Origin of the sequence: Flavobacterium rarum (SeqCode) (assembly GCF_965234445.1) — a bacterium.
Lineage (GTDB): Bacteria > Bacteroidota > Bacteroidia > Flavobacteriales > Flavobacteriaceae > Flavobacterium > Flavobacterium rarum.
In genome coordinates this window covers 211,387-237,687 of sequence record NZ_OZ248490.1, presented here as the reverse complement: position 1 = coordinate 237,687, position 26,301 = coordinate 211,387, and the positions used below count along the sequence as shown (strand labels likewise).

The following is a 26,301-nucleotide window of genomic DNA, read 5'->3' as shown; positions in this document are numbered from 1 at the left end:
TATGAGAAATTTTATTTTTAGCTTTTTAGCACTCATTCTACTTCCAGCCTATATGTCTGGTCAAGTAATCAAAGGAAAAGTATCAGATCAGAACGGAATGGGAATTCCAGGAGCATTTGTAGTTGTGGGAGATTCCAATGTATTTACCTATTCTGATTTTGATGGAAGTTTTAGTATCAATGCCAAAGTAGGGCAGATATTAAAAATTAGTTTAGTCGGTTTTGAAGCTACATCCGTTGCAGCTTCATCAGAACCTATGACTATAACGATGAAGGAATCCAAAGACACGGAACTTAAAGAAGTGGTCGTTATTGGTTATGGAACCGCAAAGAAAAGAGATTTAACAGGTTCTATTGTTAGAATTGATGCAAAGCAACTAGCAGACAAACCAAATGCAAATCCGATAGTTTCTGTGCAAGGTAAAGTAGCTGGATTATCTATTGTAAACTCAGGAAAACCTGGTGAAGATCCAGATGTTAGAATAAGAGGTACCGTAAGTAGGTATCAAACCAAACCTTTGTATGTAGTAGATGGAATATTTTGCGACGATATCAAATTTATGAATGCTTCGGATATTGAATCCATGGAAGTTTTAAAAGACCCCTCTTCTTTGGCAATTTTTGGTGTTCGTGGAGCAAATGGTGTAATTATTGTAACATCCAAAAAAGCAAAAAATGGTAAAACTACTATCAACTATAATACTTCTGTTGGTTTCAAAAATGTTGGAGATACTCCATCATTGACAAACGGGAATCAATTCAAAACATTGTATGATGAACAAAGAAGCAACCAAGGTCTTGCTCCTTATGCTTATTATAATAAATTCAATGCCAATACCAATTGGATAAATGAAATAAGTAATGATAATGCGAAAGTGATCACCAATAACTTGAGTATTTCTAACGGAACAGAAAAAAACAAGTTCTATATGGGAGTTGGTTTTATTGAAGATGAAGGTCTGATTGATTATGAAAAATATAAAAAATTCACTTTCAATGTCAATAATGAAACCCAATTATCAGAATCAATCAAAGTTGGAGTTGCCATGAACGGTTATCAGTCTTCACTTCCTCAACTTCACAATTTTGAAAGTGCTTTAAGAGCTACGCCTATCGTTTCTCCTCGAAATTCAGATGGAATGTACAATCAATTGCCATTGGAAATTGGAGCAGCACAAATAGGAAATCCACTTGCAGAAGTTGAAGGTAAAAAATACACTCAATTAAATGAAGAATCTAAGTTTATTGCTAATGTTTTCTTAGAAATAAAAATCATTGATGGTTTAAAATTTAGAGGGTCTTATTTGTCTGACAACAGCTATAGTAAGGGTAGAGGATACAACCCAGTTTTTGATGTATTTGTTAGTGAGACGGATCAGGTTACATCTTATGGAGGAAATAATCTTACTAGTGTGAATGAATTTAAAAATAATTTTAACAGATCCCAACAAGATTATAATTTAACCTATAATAAAACTTTTGGGAAACATGATTTTACGCTTTTGGCGGGTTATAATAGATTAGAAGAAACTTTTGAAGGAATGAGTGGTACCGTTAATCAATTTGTTGGTGGTGAACCAATTCCTAATGATAAAAGATGGTGGTATTTAAATGTTTATCCTTACGGTGACCCAACGACTCGTTTTGCTAATTCAGATCAATGGGATAGAGCTAGTGTGTCTTATTTAGGGCGTATTTTGTACAACTATGATGGGAAATATACCTTAAATGCTTCGTACCGTCGTGATGGTTCATCAGAACTTAGTAAGGAAAACCGTTTCCAAAATTTCTGGTCTATTGGCGCAGCTTGGGATGTAGCAAAAGAAGATTTCATGAAAGATCAAAAAATAGTTGACCAATTGAAAGTCAAAGGTTCTTATGGTGTATTAGGAAATCAATTTTCTTCAATTCATTATCCTTCTTATCCTGCCTATACAACTGGTAGTTCTGCCATTTTTGGAGAATCGGTTGTGCCTGCTTATGTGCTGGCCTACAGAAACAATCCAAATTTGAAATGGGAAACAGTAACTTCTTATGAAATGGGTATTGAAATGAAACTTTTAGAAAATAGATTGAGTTTTGAAACGGCTTACTTTGACAAAACGACCAAAGATTTATTGACATTTGTTGACCTTGGTAGCGAGAAGTTTTATACCAATGCGGGAGAAATAGAAAACAAAGGATTTGAATTTACTGCTGCATGGAATGATAAAATAAATGATAATTTCAGTTATTCAATTAGTGGTAATGCTACTACTTTGAAAAACAAAGTAAAATCAGTTTATGAGCCAGGATTTCAGGTTTTTGAGGGACCATCAATACTTACGGCGGGTGCTCCAATTGGTTCATTTTATGGATATGTAGTCGAAGGGGTTTATCAATCCTATGCAGATGTATTGAATTCTGCTCCAAGCTCTTTGGGTGATTATGGGCCAGGTGATTTAAAATACAAAGATATAAATGGTGACGGTAAGATAAATACAGAAGACAGAACGCAAATTGGTAATCCAACACCAGACGTGATGTATGGTTTTTCTATGAGTGCAACTTACAAACAGTTTTCATTGTCGCTTGATTTTCAAGGTGTTTATGGTAACGAAATTTACAGAGATTGGGGCAATGGCTCAACTTTTGCACAATTCAATTATAGAACGGAACGATTGGACAGATGGACAGGTGCAGCTACTTCAAATTGGGAGCCAAGACTTAATGATGGTTCGGGTTACAACAAATTGGCTTCTACTTATATGATTGAAGATGGTAGTTATCTTAGACTTAGAAACGTACAATTTGCTTACGACTTTAGTAGTGATTTACTAGCTAAAACTTTTATTCAAAGTTTGAGATTATACTTAAACGCTCAAAATCCAATTACTTGGGCGCATAATTCGGGATTCACTCCAGAAGCGGGAGGTTCTCCTATTTCATTTGGAAAAGACACAGGGGGATATCCTCTGCCAGCTGTTACATCTATTGGTTTAAACGTGACTTTTTAATATTAAAAATTGAACAAAAATGAGAAATTTTAAATCTATACTATATATATCGCTACTGGCTTTAGTTTCATTACCCACTTTAAATTCGTGTAATGATGATGGGTTTTTGGATAGAAAACCATTAGGAACAGCAGTAGAAGGAGATTTACCAGCAGGAGGTTTTGAAGAGAAAGCCTTTGGTTTATACGGAAAATTGAGAACACAAGGTGGAATTACAGATTGGGACAGATACTGGTTTCAAAATATTCGCTCGGATGATGCCATGAAGGGAAGTACTCCTGGAGATGCATCTGCTAGAGGAAACATAATGGATGGATTTGTTTATTCTCCTACTGAATTTGCTTCAAATTGGGATGGTCATTTTAGCTTAATTTACGCTTGTAATGATTTGATTGCCGATGTTGATAGTTCAGGGAAAACAGATCCAGGAAGTATTATCAACAAAGCCGAAGCCATGGCCATTAGAGGTTTTGCCTATTTTGAATTGCGTAGAGATTATGGAGAAGTACCTATTATTTTGAAAAGAATAGTTACACCAAGTGACGGTATCAAAGCAAAGTCGACTATAGCTGAAGTTGATGCACAAATTATAAGTGACTTGGAATTTGCTGCTGAAAAATTACCAATTAGTTGGCCAGCTTATCCAGGAAGAGCAACCAGTGGTTTTGCTAATTCAATAATGGCGAAACTTTATTTGTACCAAGGTAATTGGGCAAAATCACTTGAAAAAGCTGAAGTTGTAATGAATTCAGGGCAATATGCTTTGTACAATTCGTATGAAACTTTGTTCAAAGAACAAGGCGACAATTGTATTGAATCCATCTTTGAGGTTCAGTTTCTAAGACAAGCGAGTGTAAATTATTCCAACAATTATTTTGAATCACAAGGTATTCGTGGTTCTGGAGATTGGGATTTGGGTTGGGGATTCAATGTTCCTACTCAGAATTTAGTTGATGCATATGAAACAGGTGATCCCCGCAAGAAATCGACTATCCTTTTTGAAGGGCAAGATGACGGATATGGTACGACTATTCCAACAGGATTGGCTCAACCGTATTGGAACAAAAAAGCCTATTCTACTCCTAGTTATAGAGCATTACAAGGCACCGGAAAAAATCAATGGTTTAATGTAAAAATTATACGTTATGCAGATGTGGTTTTAATAGCTGCAGAAGCTGCAAATGAATTAGGAAATACTGCTAAAGCGGCAGATTATGTTAATCAAGTTCGTTCTAGAGCAAGAGGAAATAATGCTGGTGTGCTTCCAAATGTAGTTGCTGGCGCTGGACTTAAAGCTGCCATCAAACAGGAAAGAAGAGTGGAACTTGCAATGGAAGGAGAAAGATTCTATGACTTAGTTCGTTGGGGAGATGCTCCAACTGTATTAGGTAGTTTAGGATACCAAGACAAAAATAAATTCTATCCTATTCCTCAAACTGCCATAGATCAATCAGGCGGAGTTTTAAAACAAAATCCTAATTATTAATAACGATTCGATTTAAAAAAAATATAATATGAAAATCAATATATCAATTATAAAGAAAGCTTTCGGAATGGTATTTGTTTCGATTGCGTTTATAGGTTGTCAGGAAATGGACAAACCTGCATTGGGAGATTATCCAAAAGATATAAATCCAGTTGGAGGTCCATTAAAATTCTATGTTCCTTTTGATGACAAAACAACAGACCCTTTGAAATTTGCTGTAGACAATATTCGTGCAAAGTTTCCTAATGACAATCAGTTTACTCAAACTGATGGTATATCTGGAAAAGGGACTCAAGGACCAGCGGATCATGTTCAAAAATTTATAGCCTATTCAAAACCAAATGATTTTGCTGCGGAAGCTAAAAGTTTTACGATTGCTTTTTGGGAAAAACACAACGGAGCAACTAAAGGTGCTGAATATCCATTCAGTCTGCCTTCTTCAAACGGTCACTGGTCTGGAGGAACAATGATGCTTATGTTTGATGGTTCAGAAATTAAATTTGTGATTGTAGACAAAAACATGAGTGATCCATGGTTTGTATGGAATGAAGCAGGTTTAATGGCAAGTTTGACAGATAACCAATGGCACCATTGTGCATTTGTGTATGATGCAAGCACTTCTGCTTTTACTTTTTACAAAGATGGTGTAGCAGTGAGTACAAAAATGTGGACAGATCACGGAAATGTAAATCTAGACGATTCAAAAGTTGCTGGTTTGCGTATTGGTTCTGGACCTGGTAATACACCAAACGACTGGCTTTCTAATAATTGGCTTGGAAGCTTAGACCAATTCAGAATGTATGCTACTGCTTTAACTGCAATCGAAGTAAATCAGCTAGTTACCGGAAAACTTTAATGTAAAGTGGAATATATCTTGCCAAAGCACAATTGCTTTGGCAAGTTTTTAAACAAAAAAGCATGAAAAAAATAAAATTTTTACTAATTCCATCTTTTGTTTTTCTTATCTGCTGTAGTAATAGTGCAATAGAAGAAACAACTCCTGTAATACCAACAGTTCCAGTCACGGTTTTGACCGATGAACAAGCTATGGATCAGGTTCAAAAAGATGCTATAAAATATTTTTGGGATTATGCGGAACCCAATTCAAAATTAGGGAGGGAGCGCTATCATACCGATAATCCTGGTTTTGAAGCAAGTAAAGTAACCACTGGAGGTTCTGGTTTTGGACTAATGTCTTTGATTGTTGGAGTAGAAAGAGGTTTTATTCCAAGAGCCGAAGCCGTTACTCGAATGACCACCGCAATGGATTTTCTTGATAAAGCAGATCGTTTTCACGGAGCTTGGTCCCATTGGATAGATGGAAACACAGGACATGCCATTTCTTTTGGAAATAAAGATGATGGCGGTGATATAGTGGAAACCGCTTTTTTATGCCAAGGTTTGATTGCCGTGAGAGAATATTTCAAAGATGGAAACACACAGGAAAAAGCATTGTCTGCCAAAGCCGATAATCTATGGAATGGGGTTGAATGGAGTTGGTACACTAATGGCGAAAATGCTATGTTTTGGCATTGGTCTCCAACCTATCAATGGGAGATGAAATTCCAATTAGAAGGATATAATGAGTGCTTGATTGCCTATATTCTTGGTGCATCCTCTACAACTCATCCGATTCCTGTAGCTGCCTATCATGAAGGTTGGACACGAAACGGAACTATTGCCACGGGAAAAACACAATACGGAATTCCCTTGGTTTTCAAATACAATACGGCAAGTGGTAATGCTGGACCTTTGTTTTGGGCCCAATATTCTTATCTAGGATTGGATCCTTCTCAATTATCCGATAAATATGCAAACTATTGGGAGTTAACTCAAAATCAAGCAAAAATTATTTACAGTTATTGTGTTGATAATCCAAAAAAATGGAATGGTTATTCTGAAAAATGCTGGGGTCTAACAGCCAGTTATTCCAGAAATACTGATGGTACAACAGGATATTCTGCTCATGATACCGACAATGATTTGGGGGTAATCACACCAACTGCTGCATTATCTTCTTTTCCATATACACCAAAAGAGAGTATGAAGTTTTTGCATTTTTTATACGATGAAAAGAAAAGTACTTACGTTGGTATTGCAGGACCTTATGATGCTTTTTCACCTCAATTTAATTGGGTTACGCCACGTTATTTGGCAATAGACCAAGGAACTATTGCACCAATGATTGAAAATCATCGTACTGGTTTGATATGGAAATTGTTTATGAATGCTCCCGAGGTTAAACAAGGTTTATTGAATCTTGGTTTTCATTCTGGGAAATATAATTTTTAGAAAATAATGAGGTATAAAATTATAGCAGTTGCTCTTTTATTTTCATTCAATTCCTTTTCTCAATCGGATGTTAATGGTAAAGCTAAAATTGAGGTGGTTCAAAAACAAGAATTGGGTTATGCCTTACATATTCCGGCAAATATAAAGGACAATAAACCATTGTTTATTTTTCTGCACGGTTCTGGCGAAAATGGTTCGGATGTTGAGAAAGTGAAAATTCATGGACCTTTCAAATATTTGAGGAATCACCAAATCGACGCTTATGTTCTTGCTCCACAATGTCCCGAAGGACAACAATGGAATCCGGATATTTTGTATGAATTGATTTTGAAAATTCAGAAAGAAAATAATATCGATGCCAACCGTATTTATCTTACTGGATTAAGTTCTGGAGGATGGGGAACGTATAGTCTTGCTTTAAAACATCCTGAAATGTTTGCAGCAGTAATGCCAGTTTCGGGTTTTGTTGACATTATTCAGTTAGAAGAAATTTGCAATATGAAGACAATCCCTACTAGGATTTTTCATGGTTTACTAGACGATGTCGTTCCCGTAGACAATGATATTGCTATTTATAAAGAACTTAAAAAGTGCAATAACAATGTTGAGTTGACTCTTTTTAATGATGCAGGTCATGATTGTTGGACTCAAGTTTATGACAACCCAGAAACGTATGCTTGGATGTTGAAACAAATTAAAAATAAATAAAATGAAAAAGATATTAATTGTAATACTATTAGGTTCCTTTTTCTTGGGATATAGCCAAAAGAAAGAAAATAAAAAAGCTGTTATAATCAAACCTAAATCCGAATTTGTGGCCGAGTTGTTATATAAAATGACTTTGGATGAAAAATTAGGGCAACTGAATTTACCAACTTCTGGAGATATAACCACCGGTCAGGCCAATAGTTCTGATGTTGCAAGAAAAATTGAAGAAGGCAAGGTCGGTGGATTATTTAATATCAAATCGGTTCAAAAAATTAGAGACGTTCAGCGAATTGCTGTAGAAAAAAGTCGATTGAAAATTCCATTAATTTTCGGAATGGATGTGATTCATGGGTACGAAACAACTTTTCCTATACCACTTGGATTATCATGTACTTGGGATATGAAATTGATTGAAAGAAGTGCTCAAATTGCCGCACAAGAGGCAAGTGCTGATGGAATCAATTGGACATTTTCGCCTATGGTTGATATTTCTCGTGATCCGCGCTGGGGAAGAATTTCCGAAGGTTCTGGTGAAGATCCATTCTTGGGAAGTCAAATTGCCACAGCAATGGTAAACGGTTATCAACAACACGATCTTTCCAAGAACAATACGATTTTGGCCTGTGTTAAACATTTTGCCTTATATGGTGCGCCAGAAGCGGGTCGTGATTACAACACGGTTGATATGAGTAGAATAAGAATGTACAATGACTATTTCCCTCCCTATAAAGCGGCTGTTGATGCTGGAGTAGGTTCGGTTATGGCATCTTTTAACGAAGTGGAAGGAATTCCTGCCACTGGAAACAAATGGTTGATGACAGACGTTTTAAGAAAACAATGGGGATTTAAAGGCTTTGTAGTGACCGATTTTACAGGAATTCCTGAAATGATTGACCACGGAATGGGGGATTTACAAACCGTATCAGCACTGTCACTTAATGCTGGAGTTGAAATGGATATGGTAGGCGAAGGATTTTTAACGACTTTGAAAAAATCATTGAATGAAAAGAAAGTGACCATTGAACAAATCAACAATGCCGTAACATTAATTTTGAATGCCAAATACGATTTAGGATTGTTTGAAGATCCTTATAAATATTGCGATGAAAAAAGAGCTAAAACTGAGATTTTTACTGTAAGTAGTAGAGATGAAGCTAGAAAAATAGCTACACAATCTTTGGTTTTATTGAAAAATGAAAACCAATTATTACCTCTGAAAAAATCAGGAACAATCGCTCTTATCGGACCATTGGCCGATGCCAAAAACAATATGTCAGGAACTTGGAGTGTGGCCACAAATGGAGAAAAGTGTATTTCGTTATTGGCAGGAATTCAGGAAGTAGCGGGTAAATCGACTAAAGTGCTTTATGCCAAAGGAAGTAATCTGGATTATGATGGAACTTTTGAAACTAATGCTACTATGTTTGGAAAAACCTTGAATAGAGACAAACGTTCCAAAGAAGAAATGATTGCAGAAGCTTTGAAAGTGGCCAATCAATCGGATGTTATTGTGGCTGCATTAGGAGAATCTGCCGAAATGAGTGGAGAGTGTAGCAGTAGAACTAATTTAGAAATTCCACAATCGCAAAAAGATTTACTGAATGCATTATTAAAAACAGGAAAACCAGTGGTTTTGGTTTTATTTGATGGTCGTCCATTAATACTAAACGATGAAAACGCAACTGTTCCATCTATTTTAAACGTTTGGTTTGCTGGAAGTGAAGCGGGTTATGCTATTGCCGATGTTTTATTTGGAGATGTAAATCCTTCAGGGAAATTAACTACTACTTTTCCTAGAAGTGTAGGGCAGTTGCCTATTTATTACGCGCATAAAAATACTGGTAGACCTCTTTCTAACTCAGAAGGTAAATTCGAAAAGTTTAAATCCAATTATTTAGACGAAAGAAATGAACCTTTATTTCCTTTTGGTTTCGGATTGAGTTATACCAATTTTGAGTATTCAAATCTGAAGATTTCTTCTGACAAAATGAGTTTCAATGGAAAAGTAATTGTAAGCGTAGATCTTGCAAATACTGGAAAATTTGATGGCAAAGAAGTTGTTCAGTTGTATATTAAAGATGTGGTTGGTTCTGTAACAAGACCTGTTAGAGAATTGAAAGGTTTTCAAAAAATAGCCCTTAAAAAAGGCGAAAAACAAACAGTGACATTCGAAATTAGCACAGAAGATTTGAAATTTTACAATTCTGATTTGCAGTTTATTGCTGAGCCCGGTCAGTTTGATGTTTTCGTTGGCGGAAACTCAAACGTGGACAATAAAGTAAGTTTTAATTTAGTAAATTAAGCTTGGTTAGTTTGTTTGGTTGCCCTTCGTTTTTGGTTAGACGAAGGGCTTTTTTTAAACACAGAATTAGAGATTTACCATGTAAGAAATTTAAGAAAATATAAGATTTTACTTTTTATGTCCCTGCTTAAATGAACTTATATTTCTTAGATGGTTAAAAAAAACAAGAAATGCGAAGACTATATTTAATACCAGCCTTGTTACTATTCTTGTGCCACCAAATCAGTATGGCGCAATCTAAAACAAAATGGTTTGATCCTAATAAACCAGCTTCCACCTATTGTAACCCCAACAATATTGGTTACAATTACACTACTGAAAATCACAATGGAATTCCAGATTCTCGTCGTTCGAGTGCCGACCCATTAATTATTACTTACAAAGGCGATTATTACCTGTTTGCTACCAACCAAGCAGGATTCTTTTGGAGTAAAGATATGTCGGACTGGAATTTTGTTTACGGGAGTTTTCAACGGAATCCTGGCGATGATGACCAATGTGCTCCTGCGGCTTGGGTGGTCAATGACACTTTGTTTTATGTAGGTTCTACTTGGAAAAAAGACCATCCGGTTTGGAAGACTGCCAATCCAAAATCAGGTCGCTGGACTCGGCATGTGAATACTGCAATGTTGCCTACTTGGGATCCAGCCATTTTTCAGGATGATGACAAAAAAGTATATATGTATTATGGTTCAAGCGGAAAATTGCCGCTTTGTGGTGTTGAGGTAGATTATAAAACGTGGTTACCAAAAGGAAATCAAGAAGATTATCAAAAATTATACTCAGCAACCGAAGTTGAGGATATTCAGCGTCCTTACGGCGAAATAAAAGCAGTTGTAGGTTTGGACCCAGCGGCGCATGGTTGGGAACGCTTTGGGCCTAATAATGATATGGAACCAGCTCCATGGGGAAATTTTATAGAAGGAGCTTGGATGACGAAACATAACGGGAAATATTACATGCAATATGGAGCTCCTGCCACCGAATTCAAGGGCTACGCCAATGGTGTTCATGTTGGCAATAGCCCATTAGGCCCATTTACGTACCAAAAACACAATCCGATGTCATATAAACCAGGTGGATTTGTGATAGGAGCGGGGCACGGAAATACTTTTGCCGACAATTATGGTAATTACTGGAATACTGGAACGTGCAAGATTTCAGTAAAAGACCGCTTTGAACGCCGCATCGATATGTTTCCTGCTGGTTTTGATAAGGACGATATTATGTATTCCATTACTGCTTATGGAGATTTTCCAACTTTATTGGCAACCAAAAACCGCGATCAAACCCAGGGAGCTTTCTCGGGATGGATGTTGCTTTCGTATAAAAAAAATGCAACGGTGTCTTCTTCTGAAGAGTGTATGGATGTACAAACGCACCGAGTAGATACTGGCGGGAAAAAAGTTTTTGAAAAAATCTGTTACAATGCACAGAACTTGACCGATGAGGATATTCAGTCCTATTGGTCGGCAAAAACGGATAAACAAGATGAGTGGTTGCAAATTGATTTGGGTAGAAAAATGAGAATTAATGCTTTACAAATTAATTATGCCGATCATAAAGCGTTGCAACACAACAAGGCAATGGATATTTATTATCAATATCAAATTTTCATGTCGGATGATAATCAAAATTGGACTTTGGTAGTTGATAAATCCAAAAGTGATAAAGACACACCTCACGATTATCTGGAATTAACCAAATCCATTGAAGCCCGCTACGTAAAAATGGTGAATATTCACAATGCTTCAGGACTATTTGCCGTTTCTGATTTCCGTGTTTTTGGTAACGGATTATCCGAGAAACCAAAATCGGTTACCGGATTTAAAGTGGATCGAAATGATGCCGATTCCCGCTCTGCTATGATTCACTGGGACGCACAACCTGGTGCTGTTGGGTATAACATTTATTATGGAATTGCTCCAGATAAATTATACAATAGCATCATGGTTTATGATGCAGATTCATATGACTTCAGAGGACTGGACAAAGACACGGGCTATTATTTTGCCATTGAAGCTTTTAATGAAAATGGAATTGGAGCTAAGACTACTTGTACAGTTCCTAATTAGATTTATAGTAAATGGGAAATATTTAGGGATAAAAACAATAATCAAAAAAGAATTTTCAGGATGGATCTAAAATCGAAAACGTTTTCGATTTCACTACAAGGTTATAGTTTGAATTTGATTGCAATTTTCGAATATTAATACTTATTTTTACTAGACATATTAACATAAAACCAAAATGAAACATTTTTTTTCAATTATTCTTATTTTTACCTTGGGTATAATGCATGCTCAAAGCTTAAAATCTCCATCCAATGCCGTTGAGGTTAATTTCAAATTGATAAATAATGGGCAGCCTTCGTATACTGTGAATTACAATGGCAAGCCTGTTATTTTGGAAAGTACTTTAGGGATAAAACTAAAAGACAAACCAGCTCTTGATGCCAATTTTGAAATTCAATCTTCAAAAGCGGATACGTTTAATGAATCTTGGAAACCAGTTTTGGGGCAAAAAGCAACCATTGTAAATCACTATAATGAGCTTACAATTGCTTTGGTACAAAAGGAGACCAATGTAAAAATGAATATCGTTTTCAAAGTGTATGATGAAGGAGTCGCTTTTAGATATGAATTTCCAAAACAAGAGAAACTAAATTATTTCATTATTTCAGATGAAGATTCTCATTTTAATTTAACCGAAGATTATAAAGCTTTTTGGATTCCAGGTGATTTTGATACCAATGAATATCCTTATAACGAAACCAAACTTTCTGGCATTGATAATACCAAATTGGACAAGAATACAGGAATTGGAGTGACAACAGCACTTGGTAAAAACAGAGTGCAGGCACCTTTAATGTTGAAATCACCATCAGGATTGTATGTCAATATATTTGAAGCAGCTGTTGTGAATTATCCAGTGATGCATTTGGATGTTGACGTAACCAATTATAAACTTACTTCGCATCTGGTACCGAATGCCATTGGCGACAAAGCGTATTTACAGGCACCTTGCGTATCGCCTTGGAGAACCATTATGATAAGCAAAGATGCTCGTGATATTGTGGGTTCACAAATGATTTTGAATTTGAATGAGCCTTGTAAACTGGACGATGTTTCGTATATAAAGCCAATGAAATATGTTGGGATTTGGTGGGAAATGCACGTTGGAATATCCACTTGGGATTATGCAGGTTCACAAAACGCTCAGAATATATCAACCAAGGAGTTATTGCCAACAGGAAAACACGGTGCAACAACAGCAAATACAAAAAGATATATTGATTTTGCTTCCAAAAATGGATTTGATGGTGTATTAGTAGAAGGATGGAATGTAGGTTGGGAAGACTGGGCAGGCAATTGGAAAGAAGAAGTATTTGATTTTACAACTCCTTATCCAGATTTCAATTTGGAAGAAGTTACGGCTTACGCCAAAGAAAAAAACGTGCAACTGATTATGCACCATGAAACTTCGGGTTCTGTAGCTAATTATGAGCGTCATTTGGATCGCGCTTTTGATTTGATGAAAAAATACGATTATCCAGCCGTGAAATCAGGTTATGTGGGAAAAATTATTCCGCGCGGTGAATTTCATGACGGCCAATCGATGGTAAATCACTTCAACTTCGTGGCAAGACGCGCCGCTGATTACAAAGTAATGATCAATTCGCATGAATCGTCTCGACCTACTGGTTACAGTCGTACCTATCCAAACTACATTGCTGCAGAAGCTGCGCGTGGGAATGAATTTAACGCTTGGAGTAATGGTAATCCGCCTAGCCATGAAACTATTTTGCCTTTTACCAGATTGCTTGGAGGGCCAATGGATTACACTCCTGGAATTTTTGAAATCAAAATGAGTTATTATGATAAAAACAAAACAGAGCAGGTTCATACTACATTGGCCAAACAATTAGCCTTATATGTAACATTGTATTCGCCTTTGCAAATGGCTGCCGATTTACCAGAAAGCTATGAAAAACGTATGGATGCCTTTCAATTTATAAAAGATGTTGCACTAGATTGGGATGATACAAAAATTTTGGAAGCAGAACCAGGTGATTATTTAACTATTGTCAGAAAAACCAAAGGTAAGGAAACTTGGTTTTTAGGTGCAATAACCGATGAAAATGCTAGAAAAACCGAAATAGCATTAGACTTTTTAACCAAAGGACAAAAGTATAAAGCCATTATTTATGAAGATGCCAAAGATGCCGATTGGAAAAACAACCCAATGGCGTACAAAATAAGAACGGTTGAAGTTGCCAATAAATCAAAGCTGAATTTAGTTTTAGCTCCTGGAGGAGGAACAGCTATTAGTTTTGAGCCTATTAAATAGTTTTTTAATTTAAGTTTTATAATTGTCCTGAATGCTTGTAAAAGTATTCAGGATTTTTTTTGAATTTAATTTTGATTTTGTTTTAGATTGTCGAAATTGCACTGTGTTAAACCAAAATAATTTTAGACCCAACCAAAATGAAAAAAAAACTACTTCTTTCACTGCTTTTTGTAAATAGTGTTGCTTTGTTTGCACAATCCAAAGACGAGCAGTTTTTTAAAGATATCTACCATTCGGCATTAACTAATTCTCAGTGTTATTCTTGGCTGGATCATCTTTCTAATGATATTGGGTCTCGATTGTCTGGGTCAGAAGGTGCTGCAAAAGGAGTTGAATATACCAAAAAACAAATGGAGACTTTAGGTTTTGACAAAGTGTATTTGCAAGAGGTAATGGTGCCTCACTGGGTTCGTGGCGAAAAAGAAACAGCCTATATTCAAGACAATAAAACTAAAATCATAGTGCCGATTTGTGCTTTGGGAGGTTCGATTGCAACTCCAAAAAAGGGTTTGTCTGCCGAGGTAATTGAGATACATAGTTTTGAAGAAATGAAAGCTTTGGGAGCAGATAAAATAAAAGGTAAAATTGTTTTTTATAATCGTCCAATGGACAAGGGAGCCATCGAAGCTTTTGATGCTTATTCTGGGGCAGTCGACCAACGTTATGCTGGTGCCAAAGAAGCTTCAAAGTTGGGAGCTGTGGCTACAATTGTTCGCTCAATGAATTTAAGGTTGGATGATTTTCCACACACAGGTGCACAAAGTTATGGTGACATTCCAAAAGAGAACTACATTCCTACTGCTGCAATAAGCACAAATGGTGCAGAATTATTAAGTAAGTCTTTAAAAAATAATCCAAGTTTAAAATTCTATTTTAAACAATCATGTCAACAATTGAAAGATGTTCTTTCGTATAATGTTGTAGGTGAAATAAAAGGAAGCGAACATCCAGAAAATATTATGGTCGTAGGAGGACATCTTGATTCTTGGGATTTGGCAGATGGTTCTCACGATGATGGAGCAGGAATTGTTCAAAGTATGGAAGTGATGAATATTTTAAGAAATTTAAAATACAAACCAAAAAATACTTTGCGAGTTGTACTGTTTATGAATGAAGAAAACGGTAGACGTGGCGGAAATAAATACGAAGAGTTGTCATTATTGAATAAAGAGAACCACATTTTTGCTTTAGAAAGTGATGAAGGCGGTTTTACGCCAAGGGGGTTTTCATTAGAATGTGATGCAGCAAATTTTAATAAAATTTCGGAGTGGAAAAGCATATTTGAGCCCTATTTAATTAACAGTTTTGTAATTGGGCATACAGGCTCGGACATAGAACCACTAACGTCAAAATTTATTGTAAAAGCTGGATTAAAACCCGATTCACAACGTTATTTTGATTATCACCATGCAGCAAATGATAAATTTGATGCGATTAACAAAAGAGAATTAGAGCTTGGAGCAGGAACTATGGCAGCTTTAGTTTATATGATAGACCAAAACGGAATTGTAAAATAAGCTTGTTTTAGAGATTAATAATACTAGTAAGTCTATAAGAGTTTTGAAATCTTATAGACTTATTTTGTATAAGAAATGTTTTAGATGATTTTTTAAAACATAAACTGATGTTATTCAATATAATATTTAAATTAAAGTGATAATTATTATAAATAAATGTGAAATTCTAAATATTAAAACACACTTACTTTTTAATCCACTAAATAAATCCTACTTTAGCAACGTATTTAAAGCATAAAAAAATGATTAGCGAAGCTCAGTTTCAAAGCGAATTAAAAATCTTAATTGAAAATTCCATTCGAGAAGATGTGGGAAAAGGTGATTACAGTTCATTAGCCTGTATTCCCCTAAGTGCTATGGGAAAAGCAAAATTATTGGTAAAAGAAGATGGTATTATTGCAGGTGTTGCTCTTGCCAAAATGATTTTTGAATATGTTGATCCCAAAATGCAAATTGATGTTTTTATTGAAGACGGAAGTGAAGTCAAAAAAGGTGATGTAGTTTTTCATATTTCGGGAAGTTCACAATCTATTCTAAAGTCTGAAAGAGTTGTGCTTAATACGATGCAAAGAATGAGTGCAATTGCGACAAAAACATTTAGTTTTACTCAATTGCTACAAGATACAAAAACAAAAATATTGGATACTCGTAAAACAACTCCAGGTTTTCGTGTAGCCGAAAAATGGGCTGTAAAAATTGGTGGTGGAGAAAATCACCGATTTGCTTTGTATGATATGATCATGTTAAAGGACAATCATATTGACTTTGCAGGCGGTATTACTTTGGCTATAGCCAAAACTAAAGAGTATCTAAAGGAAAATAATTTGGATTTAAAGATTATTGTTGAGGCAAGAAATCTGGACGAAATCAAAGAGATTCTAAAAAGTGATGGTGTACATAGAATTTTGATTGATAATTTCAACTACGAAGACACCAAAACGGCAGTAGCTCTAATTGGAGATAAATGTCAAACTGAATCCTCAGGAAACATCAATGAAGATACTATGCGAAATTATGCAGAATGTGGTGTCGATTATATTTCATCAGGTGCATTAACGCATTCTATTTATAATATGGATCTAAGTTTAAAAGCAATTTAGAATTATGAGTTTAATAATTGAAGCTAAACTCGAAAAAATTCCTGTTATTAGAAATCTGATGCATGTCTTAAAAAAGATTAAAATGCCTGGTTTAGGTGGTTTTTCGTTTTATGATTTGTTAGAATTATATTTTGAAGGAATTATAGACGGAGCATTTTCATATCATGCTAGTGCAGTTGCCTTTAGTTTTTTTATGGCTTTATTTCCATTTGCACTTTTTATTTTAAACTTAATACCTTTCATACCTATTGAGGGTTTTCAAGATGATTTTCTTCAATTTGTAAAAGAAGGAGTTCCCCCAAATACGTATGATGCAATTGCCAATATTATAAATGATATTCTGAACAATAGTCACTCTGGTTTAATGTCATCTGGGTTTTTATTGTCTATTTTCTTAATGGCAAATGGAATAAATGGAATTCTAGGTGGTTTTGAGTCTTCTCGTCACGTGTTGGAAAAAAGAGGGTTTTTAAATCAATATTTTGTTGCGTTAGGGATTTCGTTATTGTTGTCCATTCTTTTGCTTTTGACTGTTTCTATTATTGTTGTTTTTGAGGTTTTTATTCAAAAAACAATGATTCAGGACGTATTAACGGATCGGATTTCTTTGATAATATTAGGGAGGTATGCTTTTGTAATTTTGATGATTTTGATTACCTCTTCTATATTGTTAAGATATGGTACAAAACAATCACATAAGCCCCCATTTATAAGTATTGGCTCTGTTTTTACTACTATTTTAATCATAATATCTTCGTATTTTTTTGGAATTTGGGTAATTCGTTTTTCAAAGTATAATGAGTTATATGGTTCAATTGGAACCTTGTTAATTATGATGTTTTACATTTGGATTAATTGTATGATCCTATTGCTTGGATTCGAACTGAATGCAACAATTCATAAACTCAGAATAAAAAAGGGTATACTAAAAGAACAATAAGATTGTTGCCGAAACTTTTTAAATAAATTTGTTATCTATTAAAACAATTCAATCTCTGGTTGTATTTACAATCAAAAAATATTTATAAAAACCTGTAATTTAGAATAAAATGAAAAAATGTGTACTGTTTAGTTTAGTTGTTTTTTTTGCAATAACTTTTAATATTCAAAGTCAAACCGTTTTGGGTAAGTGGAAAACCATAGACGATGAAACTGGACAAGCTAAATCTATTGTCGAAGTATATGAACGATCAGGTAAAGTATACGGTAAGATTGTAGAAATCCTGAATCCTGAAAAAAGAAATGCCGTTTGTACCAAATGTAAAGGTGCAGATAAAAATGCTCCAATTTTAGGATTGATTATAATTAAAGGACTTGTAAAAGATGGCGATGAGTATAATGACGGAAAAATATTAGATCCATTAAAAGGAGAAGAATACAAATGCTTGATTGCAATTGATGGAAAAGACAAACTAAAGGTGAGAGGTTTTGTCGGCGTTTCTTTGTTTGGAAGAACACAATATTGGTATCGAGTGAAGTAAGAATAAAGTATTAAGAAAGGCGTATTAAGAAAGGAGTATTAAGAAAGGGGTATTAAGAAAGGAGTATTAAGAAAGGAGTATTAAGAAAGAAGTATTAAGTATTAAGATGAAGATTTTTCTCTCTCTTAAGCCTCTTAAAACTTAGTATTTGAGAAGTCTAATGAGCCTAAAATTCTGAGAAGTCTAATATTCTAAGAAGTCTAAATAATCTAATAAGTCTAATATTCTAAGAAGTCTAAATAATCTAAGAAGTCATAACTAAATGCATTTTGTAGAAGTAATTTTACCCCTTTCACTTGCCAAAACCTTTACGTATAGCGTATCGGAAGCTGAATTTCTTTTTGTAAAAAAAGGAATGAGAGTGGCGGTTCCTTTTGGTAAAAGTAAAATATATACTGCTTTGGTTATTGAAATTCACAATAACCAACCTACATTATATGATGCCAAAGATATTCATCAAATTTTAGATGAATATCCCACAGTAACTGAATTCCAAATTAATCATTGGATCTGGATTGCTACTTATTATATGTGTGCCATTGGTGATGTGTATCGGGGTGCTATGCCAAGCGCTTTATTACTTGAAAGTGAAACTTTGATCACTAAAAAAAACGATTTATTTGTAGATGAAAGTTTGCTTTCGGATGATGAATATTTGGTTTACGAAGCGCTACAACACCAAAGTTCTCTCAAGGTTCAGGATATAATGGCTATTCTGAACAAGAAAAACATCTTTCCTGTTATCCAAAAATTGGTAGATAAAAATATTTTAGTACTACAAGAAGAAGTGCAAGAAAGTTACAAACCAAAATTAGCTCGTTATGTTCGCTTGCATGCGAAATATAATAGCAATGAAGGTTTAAAAGATTTGTTGGATGTCTTAATAAAATCAAATAAACAAAAAGAAATAGTACTTAACTATTTCCAATTAAGCGCTTCTGAAAAAAAGCCTATAACCGTAAAGAAACTTGTTGAAGTGGCTCAGTCAACACCTGCTATTGTAAAAGCATTGGTAAATAAAGAAATTTTTGAAGAGTATTTTTTACAAGAAGATCGTATTAATTTTGCAGGACAAGGTAGAGAAGGTGAGTTACAATTAAGTGTAGCGCAACAATCGGCATTTGAATCTATAAAAGAAAATTTGCAGCAAAAACCAGTTTGCCTGTTACATGGAATTACCTCAAGTGGGAAGACTGAAATTTATATTAAACTCATAGAAGATTATTTAGTTACAGGAAAACAAGTTTTATATCTTTTACCAGAAATAGCCTTAACTACTCAATTGGTAGGGCGATTAAGAACTCATTTCGGGAATAAAGTGGCTGTATTTCATTCTAAATATAGTAACAATGAAAGGGTTGAAGTCTGGAATCAAGTTTTGACAAATGCAGACAAAGCTCAAATTGTAATAGGAGCAAGGTCTGCTTTGTTTTTACCATTTCTCGATTTAGGTTTTATTATAATAGATGAAGAACACGAACAAACTTTTAAACAGTCTGATCCAGCTCCACGCTATCACGCAAGAGATGCAGCAATTGTTTTGGCCAATTTGCATAAGGCTAAAGTGCTTTTAGGATCTGCCACTCCAAGTATCGAATCCTTTTTTAATGCAAAATCCGACAAATATGGTTATGTTGAAATTTCAGAGCGATATGGAAATGTAAAATTACCTGAAATTGAATTGGTTGATTTGAAAGACAAATACTTTCGAAAAAAGATGAACGGCCATTTTAGTGATACGTTAATAGAAAATATAACTGCTGCGTTGGCATTAGGAGAACAAGTTATACTTTTTCAAAACAGGAGAGGATATTCTCCAATTATTGAATGTATTACATGTGGTCATGTGCCTCATTGCGATCAATGTGATGTAAGTTTGACCTATCATAAACATAAGAATCAATTGCGTTGTCATTATTGTGGTTATGCCATTGCAAATCCTACCCATTGCCACGTTTGTTTCAGTATAGATTTAACTACCAAAGGTTTTGGAACAGAACAAATAGAACAAGAGTTAATCACGATTTTTCCAAATGCTAAAATTGGCAGAATGGATCAAGATACAACGAGAGGGAAATTTGGTTTTGAAAAAATCATTGATAGTTTTAAGAATCGTGAATTTGATATCTTGGTTGGAACACAAATGCTAGCCAAAGGATTGGATTTTGATAATGTCAATTTGGTTGGAATTATGAATGCCGATAATATGTTGTATCACCCAGATTTTAGAGCTTTCGAACGAAGTTTTCAAATGATGACACAGGTTGCTGGGCGTGCAGGTCGTTCAGAAAAAAGGGGAAAGGTAATTATACAAACGTATAATCCTAATCATAATACCATTCAGCAAGTTACAAATTCGGATTATATTGGAATGTACAACGAACAATTGTATGACAGGCAAATTTACAAATACCCACCATATTTTAGAATTATAAAATTAACACTCAAACAAAGGGATTTCGAAAAACTAAAACAAGGTTCAATGTGGTTGTATCAAGTATTAAGTCAAAATCTAACTATGCCAGTGCTGGGTCCAGAAGAACCAGTAATAAGTAGAATTCGAAATGAATACATTCGAGCGATAATTATCAAAATACCCCAAAACGTTTCTGTTGGAAACACAAAAAAAACTATTCAAAAAATATTGAATAGTTTCGAAGCTGTTGCTCAATACAGAGCGATAAAAGTTACGACAAACGTCGATTTTTATTAGAGAAGTAGTTTTTATGAATAGGCTAAAGCTTTTACAAGATCTTCTTTCTTATTGCGACTTAATGGAATTTTTGTAACCCCAATTTCGGCAAACTTACTATTGAATCGGTCTATTTTGTCAATATTTACAATAAACGATTTATGTACTCTAATAAATTTTTCCTTAGACAAATCATTTTCAAAAGATTTCATAGTAGAAAGAACTAGATTGCTGTCGTCTTCGGTTACAACTTTTACATAGTCACCAAAAGCTTCAATCCATTTAATCTTAGAAGTAAAAATTTTTAATTTTTTTAAATTGCTTTTAATAAAGATGTGTTCACCTTCGTCTTCTTTGTTCTCTTTCTTTAGTAAGAAATTGTCAATTGCTCTTCGAACAGAAGCGTTAAAACGTTCAATCGAAATTGGTTTTTGTAAATAATCGGTGGCATCATAATCAAAAGCTTTCATAGCATATTCTGCTTTTGAGGTGACAAAAATTATTTGGGGCTTTGTTTTTAATCCGTCAAGAAAATCAAATCCGCTTATGACAGGCATCTCAATATCCAAAAATATTAAGTCTACAGTGTGAACAGTCATACAGCTTTTGGCTTCAATTGCATTAGAAAAATCACCTATTAAATTTAAATTGGTATGATTATTAACTAACTTGGCAATTATCATTCTTTGAATCGAACTATCATCTACTACTACACAGTTTAGTTTCATAACGTTAGAATTTTTGATTTGGTAGAGTAAAAATAGCTTTTTTTTTTTATTAATCTAATTTATTGTTTGTTTTTTTTGTCATTCGTCGATTAAAGTTAAATTATGCTTGTTTGTTTAAAATAAAACATTACTTTTGCACCCAAATTAACAAATAAATATATATTTATGAATCATTATGAAACTGTTTTCATTTTAAATCCCGTTTTATCTGAAGTTCAGGTAAAGGAAACAGTAAGCAAATTTGAAGATTTTCTTACTAGTAGAGGAGCAGAAATGGTATCGAAAGAAGATTGGGGTCTGAAAAAAATGGCTTACGAAATTCAAAACAAAAAAAGTGGATTTTACCACTTGTTCGAATTCAAAGTAGCTGGTGAGGTTCTTATCGCTTTCGAAACTGAATTTAGACGTGACGAAAGAGTTATGCGTTTCTTAACTGTAAGTCTTGACAAACATGCTATTTCTTGGGCTGAAAGAAGAAGAGCAAAACTTAAATCTACAAAAGCTTAATTATCATGGCAACATTACAACAATCTGCTTCAGGAAAAAAAGACGGGGATATCAGATATCTTACGCCTTTGAACATAGAAACTAACAAAACTAAAAAGTATTGTCGTTTCAAAAAATCAGGTATCAAATATATCGATTATAAAGATGCTGATTTCTTATTGAAATTCGTAAATGAGCAAGGAAAAATTCTTCCTCGTCGTTTAACAGGAACTTCATTAAAATACCAAAGAAAAGTGTCTGTAGCTGTAAAAAGAGCGCGTCACTTAGCTTTAATGCCATACGTGGCCGATTTATTGAAATAATTAAAAATTAACAGTTGTTGGTTTTCTGGGATATGAAACCTAACTTCTATAAAAAAGGACAACAACATGGAACTTATTTTAAGAAAAGATGTTCAAAATTTAGGATTTAAAGATGATGTAGTAACTGTAAAAAACGGATACGGTCGTAACTTTTTAATTCCACAAGGTCACGCTCATTTAGCTACTTCATCTGCAAAGAAAGTATTGGCTGAAAACCTAAAACAAAGAGCGCACAAAGAAGCTAAAGTTGTTGCAGATGCAAAAACATTAGCAGAAGCTTTAAAAGCTATCGAAATTAAAATCTCTGCAAAAGCAGGTGGTGAAAAATTATTTGGTTCAATTACAAATATTGATATCGCTGAAGCTTTGGCTAAAGGTGGTCAAGTAATTGATAGAAAATTTATTACTTCTGGTATCGTAAAACGTATTGGTAAATACAATGCTTCAGTAAGATTACACAGAGATGTAATTGTAGAATTAGCTTACGAAATTGTAGCAGAAAAATAACAGCCTGTTAACATTTTGTTAATAATATTTAAAAATCACTCTTCGGAGTGATTTTTTTTTATTTAAATTTGTACCCTAAATCAAATTAAATCTAATTAAATGAAAAAAATTATTACTTTATTGTTTTTTGTTTTCGGAATCTTTGTGATGTCTGGACAAACAACAACTTCGAGTATAAAAGGAGTTGTGAAAAACACAAAGGGTGAAACAGTAAATGGGGCAACTATTATTGCTGTTCATACTCCTACAGGAAGTAAATATTCCGCTATTTCAAATACTGACGGAAGATTTAGTATTTTGAATATGAGAGTAGGTGGGCCTTATGCGGTAAGTGTAACTTTTATTGGTTCACACAAAGAAGAATTCAAGGACATTAATCTAGATTTGGGTAGAGCATTCAATTTGGATGTGGTATTATCAGATGAAAGTCAAGCATTGGAGGAAGTGAAAATTATAACTTCAAATAATAAAGTTTTTCAAAATAGTAAAACCGGTGCAGAAACAACAATTGGTAGAAAAGAGTTAGCGGCTTTGCCATCTATTTCAAGATCTGCTGAAGATTTTACAAGATTAGAGCCAACAGCTAGTGGTGGTTCATTTGGAGGTAGAAATGATCAATACAATAATTACTCTTTAAATGGAGCTGTTTTTAATAATCCATTTGGATTGGATGCTGCAACGCCAGGTGGGCAAACAAATGCTCAGCCAATTTCATTAGACGCAATCGAGCAAATTCAAGTAGCTACAGCGCCTTATGATGTTACTTTATCTGGTTTTACGGGTGCTTCTGTAAATGCTGTAACGAAGTCAGGTTCTAATAATTTTCACGGGACTGTTTATGGATATTTTAGAAATGAAAATATGACAGGCGATAAAGTACGCGGAGAAGAAATTTTTGTACCTTCTTTAGAACAAACTCAAGCTGGATTCAGCATTGGAGGACCAATCATTAAAGACAAATTGTTCTTTTTTGCCAATTACGAAATTGACCAAAGAAGTGACTTAGGATCTAGTTTTGTTGCAAATAATGGTGATGCCACTACTGGAGTGAATGAATCAAGAGTCTTAGAAACGGATTTAATTGCCGTTTATGATGCATTAGCTAATTTGAAAGATGCTTCGGGTAAGAATTTTGGATATAATCCAGGGGCTTACCAAGGATTTACTCATAAATCTAATTCAAATAAAGGTATTATTAAAATAGACTGGAATATTAATGATAATAATAAATTAGCAGTTATTTATAACTTTTTGGATGCTTCTAAGGATAAACCAGCTCACCCAACAGCTTTAGGTTTTAGAGGTCCAAGTGCTTCTATAGTTCAGTTTCAAAATTCTGGATATCAGATAAATAATGAATTGAGTTCTTTTCTTGTTGAGTTGAATTCAAAAATAAGTGAAAATATTTCAAATAAATTACAAGCAGGTTATACTTCATTTAATGATTTTAGAAATCCATTTTCTTCACCTGCTCCAGTAATTAATATTAAAGATGGTGCTGGTTCAAATTATATTATTGCAGGACATGAGCCGTTTTCTATAAATAATACATTAGATCAAAAAGTTTATCAGATCTCAGATAATTTAAATTATGTAACAGGAGATCATCAATTTACTTTTGGTGGTTCTTTTGAAAAATTTGCATTTAAAAATTCCTTTAACTTAACAGGTTATGAGAATTTTGGTAATCCAAATGGTTATGCAGGTTTGTTTTTCTCTCCTTATTTTACAGTTGCAGATTTCTTAGCAGATGCTGCAAAACCATACGCTCAAAGTATTGTTGCACAAAATATGCAATACGCAATTGATACGTATAATACCAAAAGTAAAATTGAAGTAGGTGCAGATAAAGGATGGAAATTAGCTGAATTAAATGTTGGACAAGTTGCATTTTATGCACAGGACGATTGGAGCGTTACTGATAATTTTAAATTGTCATTGGGTTTAAGAGCTGATAAACCATTATATTTTAATACTTCAGATTTAATTCAAAAATATATTGACACAGATAATGGAGCTACAAGAAATAATAATGTAGATTATTTTGATCCATCAACCGGAAAAGCTGTGAAGTTGATTTCTACAGATTTACCGTCAAATAAAATTCTTTGGTCTCCAAGACTTGGATTCAATTGGAATATGGATGGGAATAATGTTTCTCAACTTCGTGGAGGAACTGGAGTTTTTACAGGAAGACTTCCATTTGTGTGGTTAGGAAACCAAGTTAGTGGTGCTGATGATGGCTTTTTTCAGATTATGGATCCAGATTACAAATGGCCACAAGTATGGAGAACTAGTTTAGGATATGACCATAAATTCAAAAATAATTATATCTTAACTGTTGATATGTCATACAATAAAGATATTAATGGAGTTCATGTTCAAAACTGGGGATTGAAAACACCTTCTGGTACTTTAGCAGGTGCTGATGATAGAGCAATTTATTTGGCTTCCGATAAAGGCGCTAATAATGCGTATGTTATGACGAATTCGAATAAAGGATATGCTTTTAACTCTTCTCTTAAAGTGCAAAAGAATTTTGACAATGGTTTATATGCAAGTCTTGCTTATAATTATATGATTTCTAAAGATGTTAATTCTATTGAAGCTGAAATAACTGGAGATGCTTTTGCTTTTAATCCTGCTTTAGGTGATGTAAATAAAGATGTTCTTTCTAACTCTAAGTATGGTGATAACAACCGTTTTATTGGAGTAGGTTCAAAAAAATGGAAATACGGTAAAGACAAGTGGGCTACAACTGTTTCAACTGTTTTTGAATATGCACAAGGTGGTAGATATAGCTATACGTATGGTGGTGACATCAATAATGATGGTTCTGGTGCAAATGATTTAATTTATATTCCTACTTCTGCTGAAGTACAAACAATGAATTTTTCTGGAGCAGGACAAGCAGCTGCATTTGACAAATTTATCAGTCAAGATGATTATTTGAATGATCATAGAGGTCAATATGCGGAGCGTTATGGAGCTTTGTCTCCATGGAGAGGTAAATGGGATATGAAGATTTTACAAGACTATAATTTCAAAGTATCTTCGGGTTCAGAAAAAACCAATACCATTCAATTCAGTATTGATATCTTGAATTTTAGTAATTTATTAAATTCAGATTGGGGATTAGTTCAAGCTCCAATAAGTGTACAGCCAATTGGTGTTTCTGTTACTGGTAATACTCCAACGTATACTTTTAATGGAACTCAAAAAGAAACTTTTAGTTATGATGCTAGTTTAGCTTCTAGATGGCAAATGCAATTCGGAATTAGATATATTTTCTAATAAAATAATGACAATTTAGTTAATTAGCCTTCTTGAAAAA

18 protein-coding genes are annotated in these 26,301 nt (G+C 34.2%); 17 read left to right on the top strand and 1 reads right to left on the bottom strand.

Annotation, left to right across the window (positions count from 1 at the left end):
* Position 1 precedes the first annotated feature (1 nt).
* The 13 genes from AC8GF4_RS09190 (at position 2) to priA (ending at position 20,944) form a co-directional block, all read left to right on the top strand.
* Entirely contained in the window at positions 2 to 2,995 is a 2,994-nt protein-coding gene (locus AC8GF4_RS09190) for a SusC/RagA family TonB-linked outer membrane protein (protein ID WP_506594095.1), read from the top strand.
* Positions 2,996 to 3,014: 19 nt separating this feature from the next.
* The gene (locus AC8GF4_RS09185) at positions 3,015 to 4,481 is read left to right on the top strand and encodes a RagB/SusD family nutrient uptake outer membrane protein (RefSeq protein ID WP_506594093.1); all 1,467 of its coding nucleotides are present in this window, start codon (positions 3,015 to 3,017) and stop codon (positions 4,479 to 4,481) included.
* Between the two features lie 28 nt (positions 4,482 to 4,509).
* Positions 4,510 to 5,337 (top strand): LamG domain-containing protein, encoded by an 828-nt coding sequence (locus tag AC8GF4_RS09180; protein ID WP_506594091.1) that lies wholly within the window; start codon positions 4,510 to 4,512, stop codon positions 5,335 to 5,337.
* A 62-nt stretch (positions 5,338 to 5,399) separates the two neighbouring features.
* Positions 5,400 to 6,773 carry a glucoamylase family protein gene (locus AC8GF4_RS09175; protein ID WP_506594089.1) on the top strand — a complete coding sequence of 458 codons (1,374 nt, stop codon included), beginning with the start codon at positions 5,400 to 5,402 and terminating at the stop codon, positions 6,771 to 6,773.
* Positions 6,774 to 6,779: 6 nt separating this feature from the next.
* Positions 6,780 to 7,481, top strand: a complete 702-nt coding sequence (locus AC8GF4_RS09170) for a carboxylesterase family protein (protein WP_506594087.1) — start codon at positions 6,780 to 6,782, stop codon at positions 7,479 to 7,481.
* 1 nt (position 7,482) lies between these two features.
* Positions 7,483 to 9,783 (top strand): beta-glucosidase BglX, encoded by a 2,301-nt coding sequence (gene bglX, locus AC8GF4_RS09165; protein WP_506594085.1) that lies wholly within the window; start codon positions 7,483 to 7,485, stop codon positions 9,781 to 9,783.
* A gap of 170 nt (positions 9,784 to 9,953) precedes the next feature.
* Entirely contained in the window at positions 9,954 to 11,858 is a 1,905-nt protein-coding gene (locus tag AC8GF4_RS09160; RefSeq protein WP_506594083.1) for a discoidin domain-containing protein, read from the top strand.
* Positions 11,859 to 12,033: 175 nt separating this feature from the next.
* Complete coding sequence (locus AC8GF4_RS09155) at positions 12,034 to 14,133, top strand: glycoside hydrolase family 97 protein (protein WP_506594081.1); 2,100 nt, start codon at positions 12,034 to 12,036, stop codon at positions 14,131 to 14,133.
* A gap of 137 nt (positions 14,134 to 14,270) precedes the next feature.
* Positions 14,271 to 15,650 (top strand): M28 family peptidase, encoded by a 1,380-nt coding sequence (locus AC8GF4_RS09150; protein ID WP_506594079.1) that lies wholly within the window; start codon positions 14,271 to 14,273, stop codon positions 15,648 to 15,650.
* A 242-nt stretch (positions 15,651 to 15,892) separates the two neighbouring features.
* Complete coding sequence (gene nadC / locus AC8GF4_RS09145) at positions 15,893 to 16,750, top strand: carboxylating nicotinate-nucleotide diphosphorylase (RefSeq protein ID WP_506594077.1); 858 nt, start codon at positions 15,893 to 15,895, stop codon at positions 16,748 to 16,750.
* A 4-nt stretch (positions 16,751 to 16,754) separates the two neighbouring features.
* Positions 16,755 to 17,690: a YihY/virulence factor BrkB family protein gene (locus AC8GF4_RS09140; protein ID WP_506594075.1), complete on the top strand. Its 936-nt coding sequence runs from the start codon at positions 16,755 to 16,757 to the stop codon at positions 17,688 to 17,690.
* Between the two features lie 109 nt (positions 17,691 to 17,799).
* A complete protein-coding gene (locus AC8GF4_RS09135; RefSeq protein ID WP_506594073.1) occupies positions 17,800 to 18,231 on the top strand; it encodes a DUF2147 domain-containing protein in 432 nt (143 codons plus the stop codon).
* A gap of 262 nt (positions 18,232 to 18,493) precedes the next feature.
* Positions 18,494 to 20,944 (top strand): replication restart helicase PriA, encoded by a 2,451-nt coding sequence (priA, locus tag AC8GF4_RS09130; RefSeq protein ID WP_506594071.1) that lies wholly within the window; start codon positions 18,494 to 18,496, stop codon positions 20,942 to 20,944.
* An 11-nt stretch (positions 20,945 to 20,955) separates the two neighbouring features.
* Here the strand turns inward: priA and AC8GF4_RS09125 are convergent, their stop codons facing one another.
* Positions 20,956 to 21,651, bottom strand: a complete 696-nt coding sequence (locus AC8GF4_RS09125) for a LytR/AlgR family response regulator transcription factor (protein ID WP_506594069.1) — start codon at positions 21,649 to 21,651, stop codon at positions 20,956 to 20,958.
* A gap of 165 nt (positions 21,652 to 21,816) precedes the next feature.
* On the opposite strand from AC8GF4_RS09125, the gene rpsF reads away from it, so the two are divergent.
* The 4 genes from rpsF to AC8GF4_RS09105 all read left to right on the top strand — a co-directional run bounded on the left by rpsF (position 21,817) and on the right by AC8GF4_RS09105 (position 26,261).
* Positions 21,817 to 22,158, top strand: coding sequence for a 30S ribosomal protein S6 (gene rpsF, locus AC8GF4_RS09120; RefSeq protein WP_116761249.1), 342 nt, complete (start codon positions 21,817 to 21,819; stop codon positions 22,156 to 22,158).
* A gap of 5 nt (positions 22,159 to 22,163) precedes the next feature.
* The gene (gene rpsR, locus AC8GF4_RS09115) at positions 22,164 to 22,460 is read left to right on the top strand and encodes a 30S ribosomal protein S18 (protein WP_007138295.1); all 297 of its coding nucleotides are present in this window, start codon (positions 22,164 to 22,166) and stop codon (positions 22,458 to 22,460) included.
* A 66-nt stretch (positions 22,461 to 22,526) separates the two neighbouring features.
* The gene (gene rplI, locus AC8GF4_RS09110; RefSeq protein WP_506594067.1) at positions 22,527 to 22,967 is read left to right on the top strand and encodes a 50S ribosomal protein L9; all 441 of its coding nucleotides are present in this window, start codon (positions 22,527 to 22,529) and stop codon (positions 22,965 to 22,967) included.
* A 99-nt stretch (positions 22,968 to 23,066) separates the two neighbouring features.
* Positions 23,067 to 26,261, top strand: coding sequence for a TonB-dependent receptor (locus AC8GF4_RS09105; protein ID WP_506594065.1), 3,195 nt, complete (start codon positions 23,067 to 23,069; stop codon positions 26,259 to 26,261).
* Positions 26,262 to 26,301 lie beyond the last annotated feature (40 nt).

Bases quoted from the DNA above. Each gene is read 5' to 3' on its own strand.
- AC8GF4_RS09190 (WP_506594095.1), top strand. From the start codon at position 2: ATGAGAAATTTTATTTTTAGCTTTTTAGCACTCATTCTACTTCCAGCC.
- AC8GF4_RS09185 (WP_506594093.1), top strand. From the start codon at position 3,015: ATGAGAAATTTTAAATCTATACTATATATATCGCTACTGGCTTTAGTT.
- AC8GF4_RS09180 (WP_506594091.1), top strand. From the start codon at position 4,510: ATGAAAATCAATATATCAATTATAAAGAAAGCTTTCGGAATGGTATTT.
- AC8GF4_RS09175 (WP_506594089.1), top strand. From the start codon at position 5,400: ATGAAAAAAATAAAATTTTTACTAATTCCATCTTTTGTTTTTCTTATC.
- AC8GF4_RS09170 (WP_506594087.1), top strand. From the start codon at position 6,780: ATGAGGTATAAAATTATAGCAGTTGCTCTTTTATTTTCATTCAATTCC.
- bglX (WP_506594085.1), top strand. From the start codon at position 7,483: ATGAAAAAGATATTAATTGTAATACTATTAGGTTCCTTTTTCTTGGGA.
- AC8GF4_RS09160 (WP_506594083.1), top strand. From the start codon at position 9,954: ATGCGAAGACTATATTTAATACCAGCCTTGTTACTATTCTTGTGCCAC.
- AC8GF4_RS09155 (WP_506594081.1), top strand. From the start codon at position 12,034: ATGAAACATTTTTTTTCAATTATTCTTATTTTTACCTTGGGTATAATG.
- AC8GF4_RS09150 (WP_506594079.1), top strand. From the start codon at position 14,271: ATGAAAAAAAAACTACTTCTTTCACTGCTTTTTGTAAATAGTGTTGCT.
- nadC (WP_506594077.1), top strand. From the start codon at position 15,893: ATGATTAGCGAAGCTCAGTTTCAAAGCGAATTAAAAATCTTAATTGAA.
- AC8GF4_RS09140 (WP_506594075.1), top strand. From the start codon at position 16,755: ATGAGTTTAATAATTGAAGCTAAACTCGAAAAAATTCCTGTTATTAGA.
- AC8GF4_RS09135 (WP_506594073.1), top strand. From the start codon at position 17,800: ATGAAAAAATGTGTACTGTTTAGTTTAGTTGTTTTTTTTGCAATAACT.
- priA (WP_506594071.1), top strand. From the start codon at position 18,494: ATGCATTTTGTAGAAGTAATTTTACCCCTTTCACTTGCCAAAACCTTT.
- AC8GF4_RS09125 (WP_506594069.1), bottom strand. From the start codon at position 21,651: ATGAAACTAAACTGTGTAGTAGTAGATGATAGTTCGATTCAAAGAATG.
- rpsF (WP_116761249.1), top strand. From the start codon at position 21,817: ATGAATCATTATGAAACTGTTTTCATTTTAAATCCCGTTTTATCTGAA.
- rpsR (WP_007138295.1), top strand. From the start codon at position 22,164: ATGGCAACATTACAACAATCTGCTTCAGGAAAAAAAGACGGGGATATC.
- rplI (WP_506594067.1), top strand. From the start codon at position 22,527: ATGGAACTTATTTTAAGAAAAGATGTTCAAAATTTAGGATTTAAAGAT.
- AC8GF4_RS09105 (WP_506594065.1), top strand. From the start codon at position 23,067: ATGAAAAAAATTATTACTTTATTGTTTTTTGTTTTCGGAATCTTTGTG.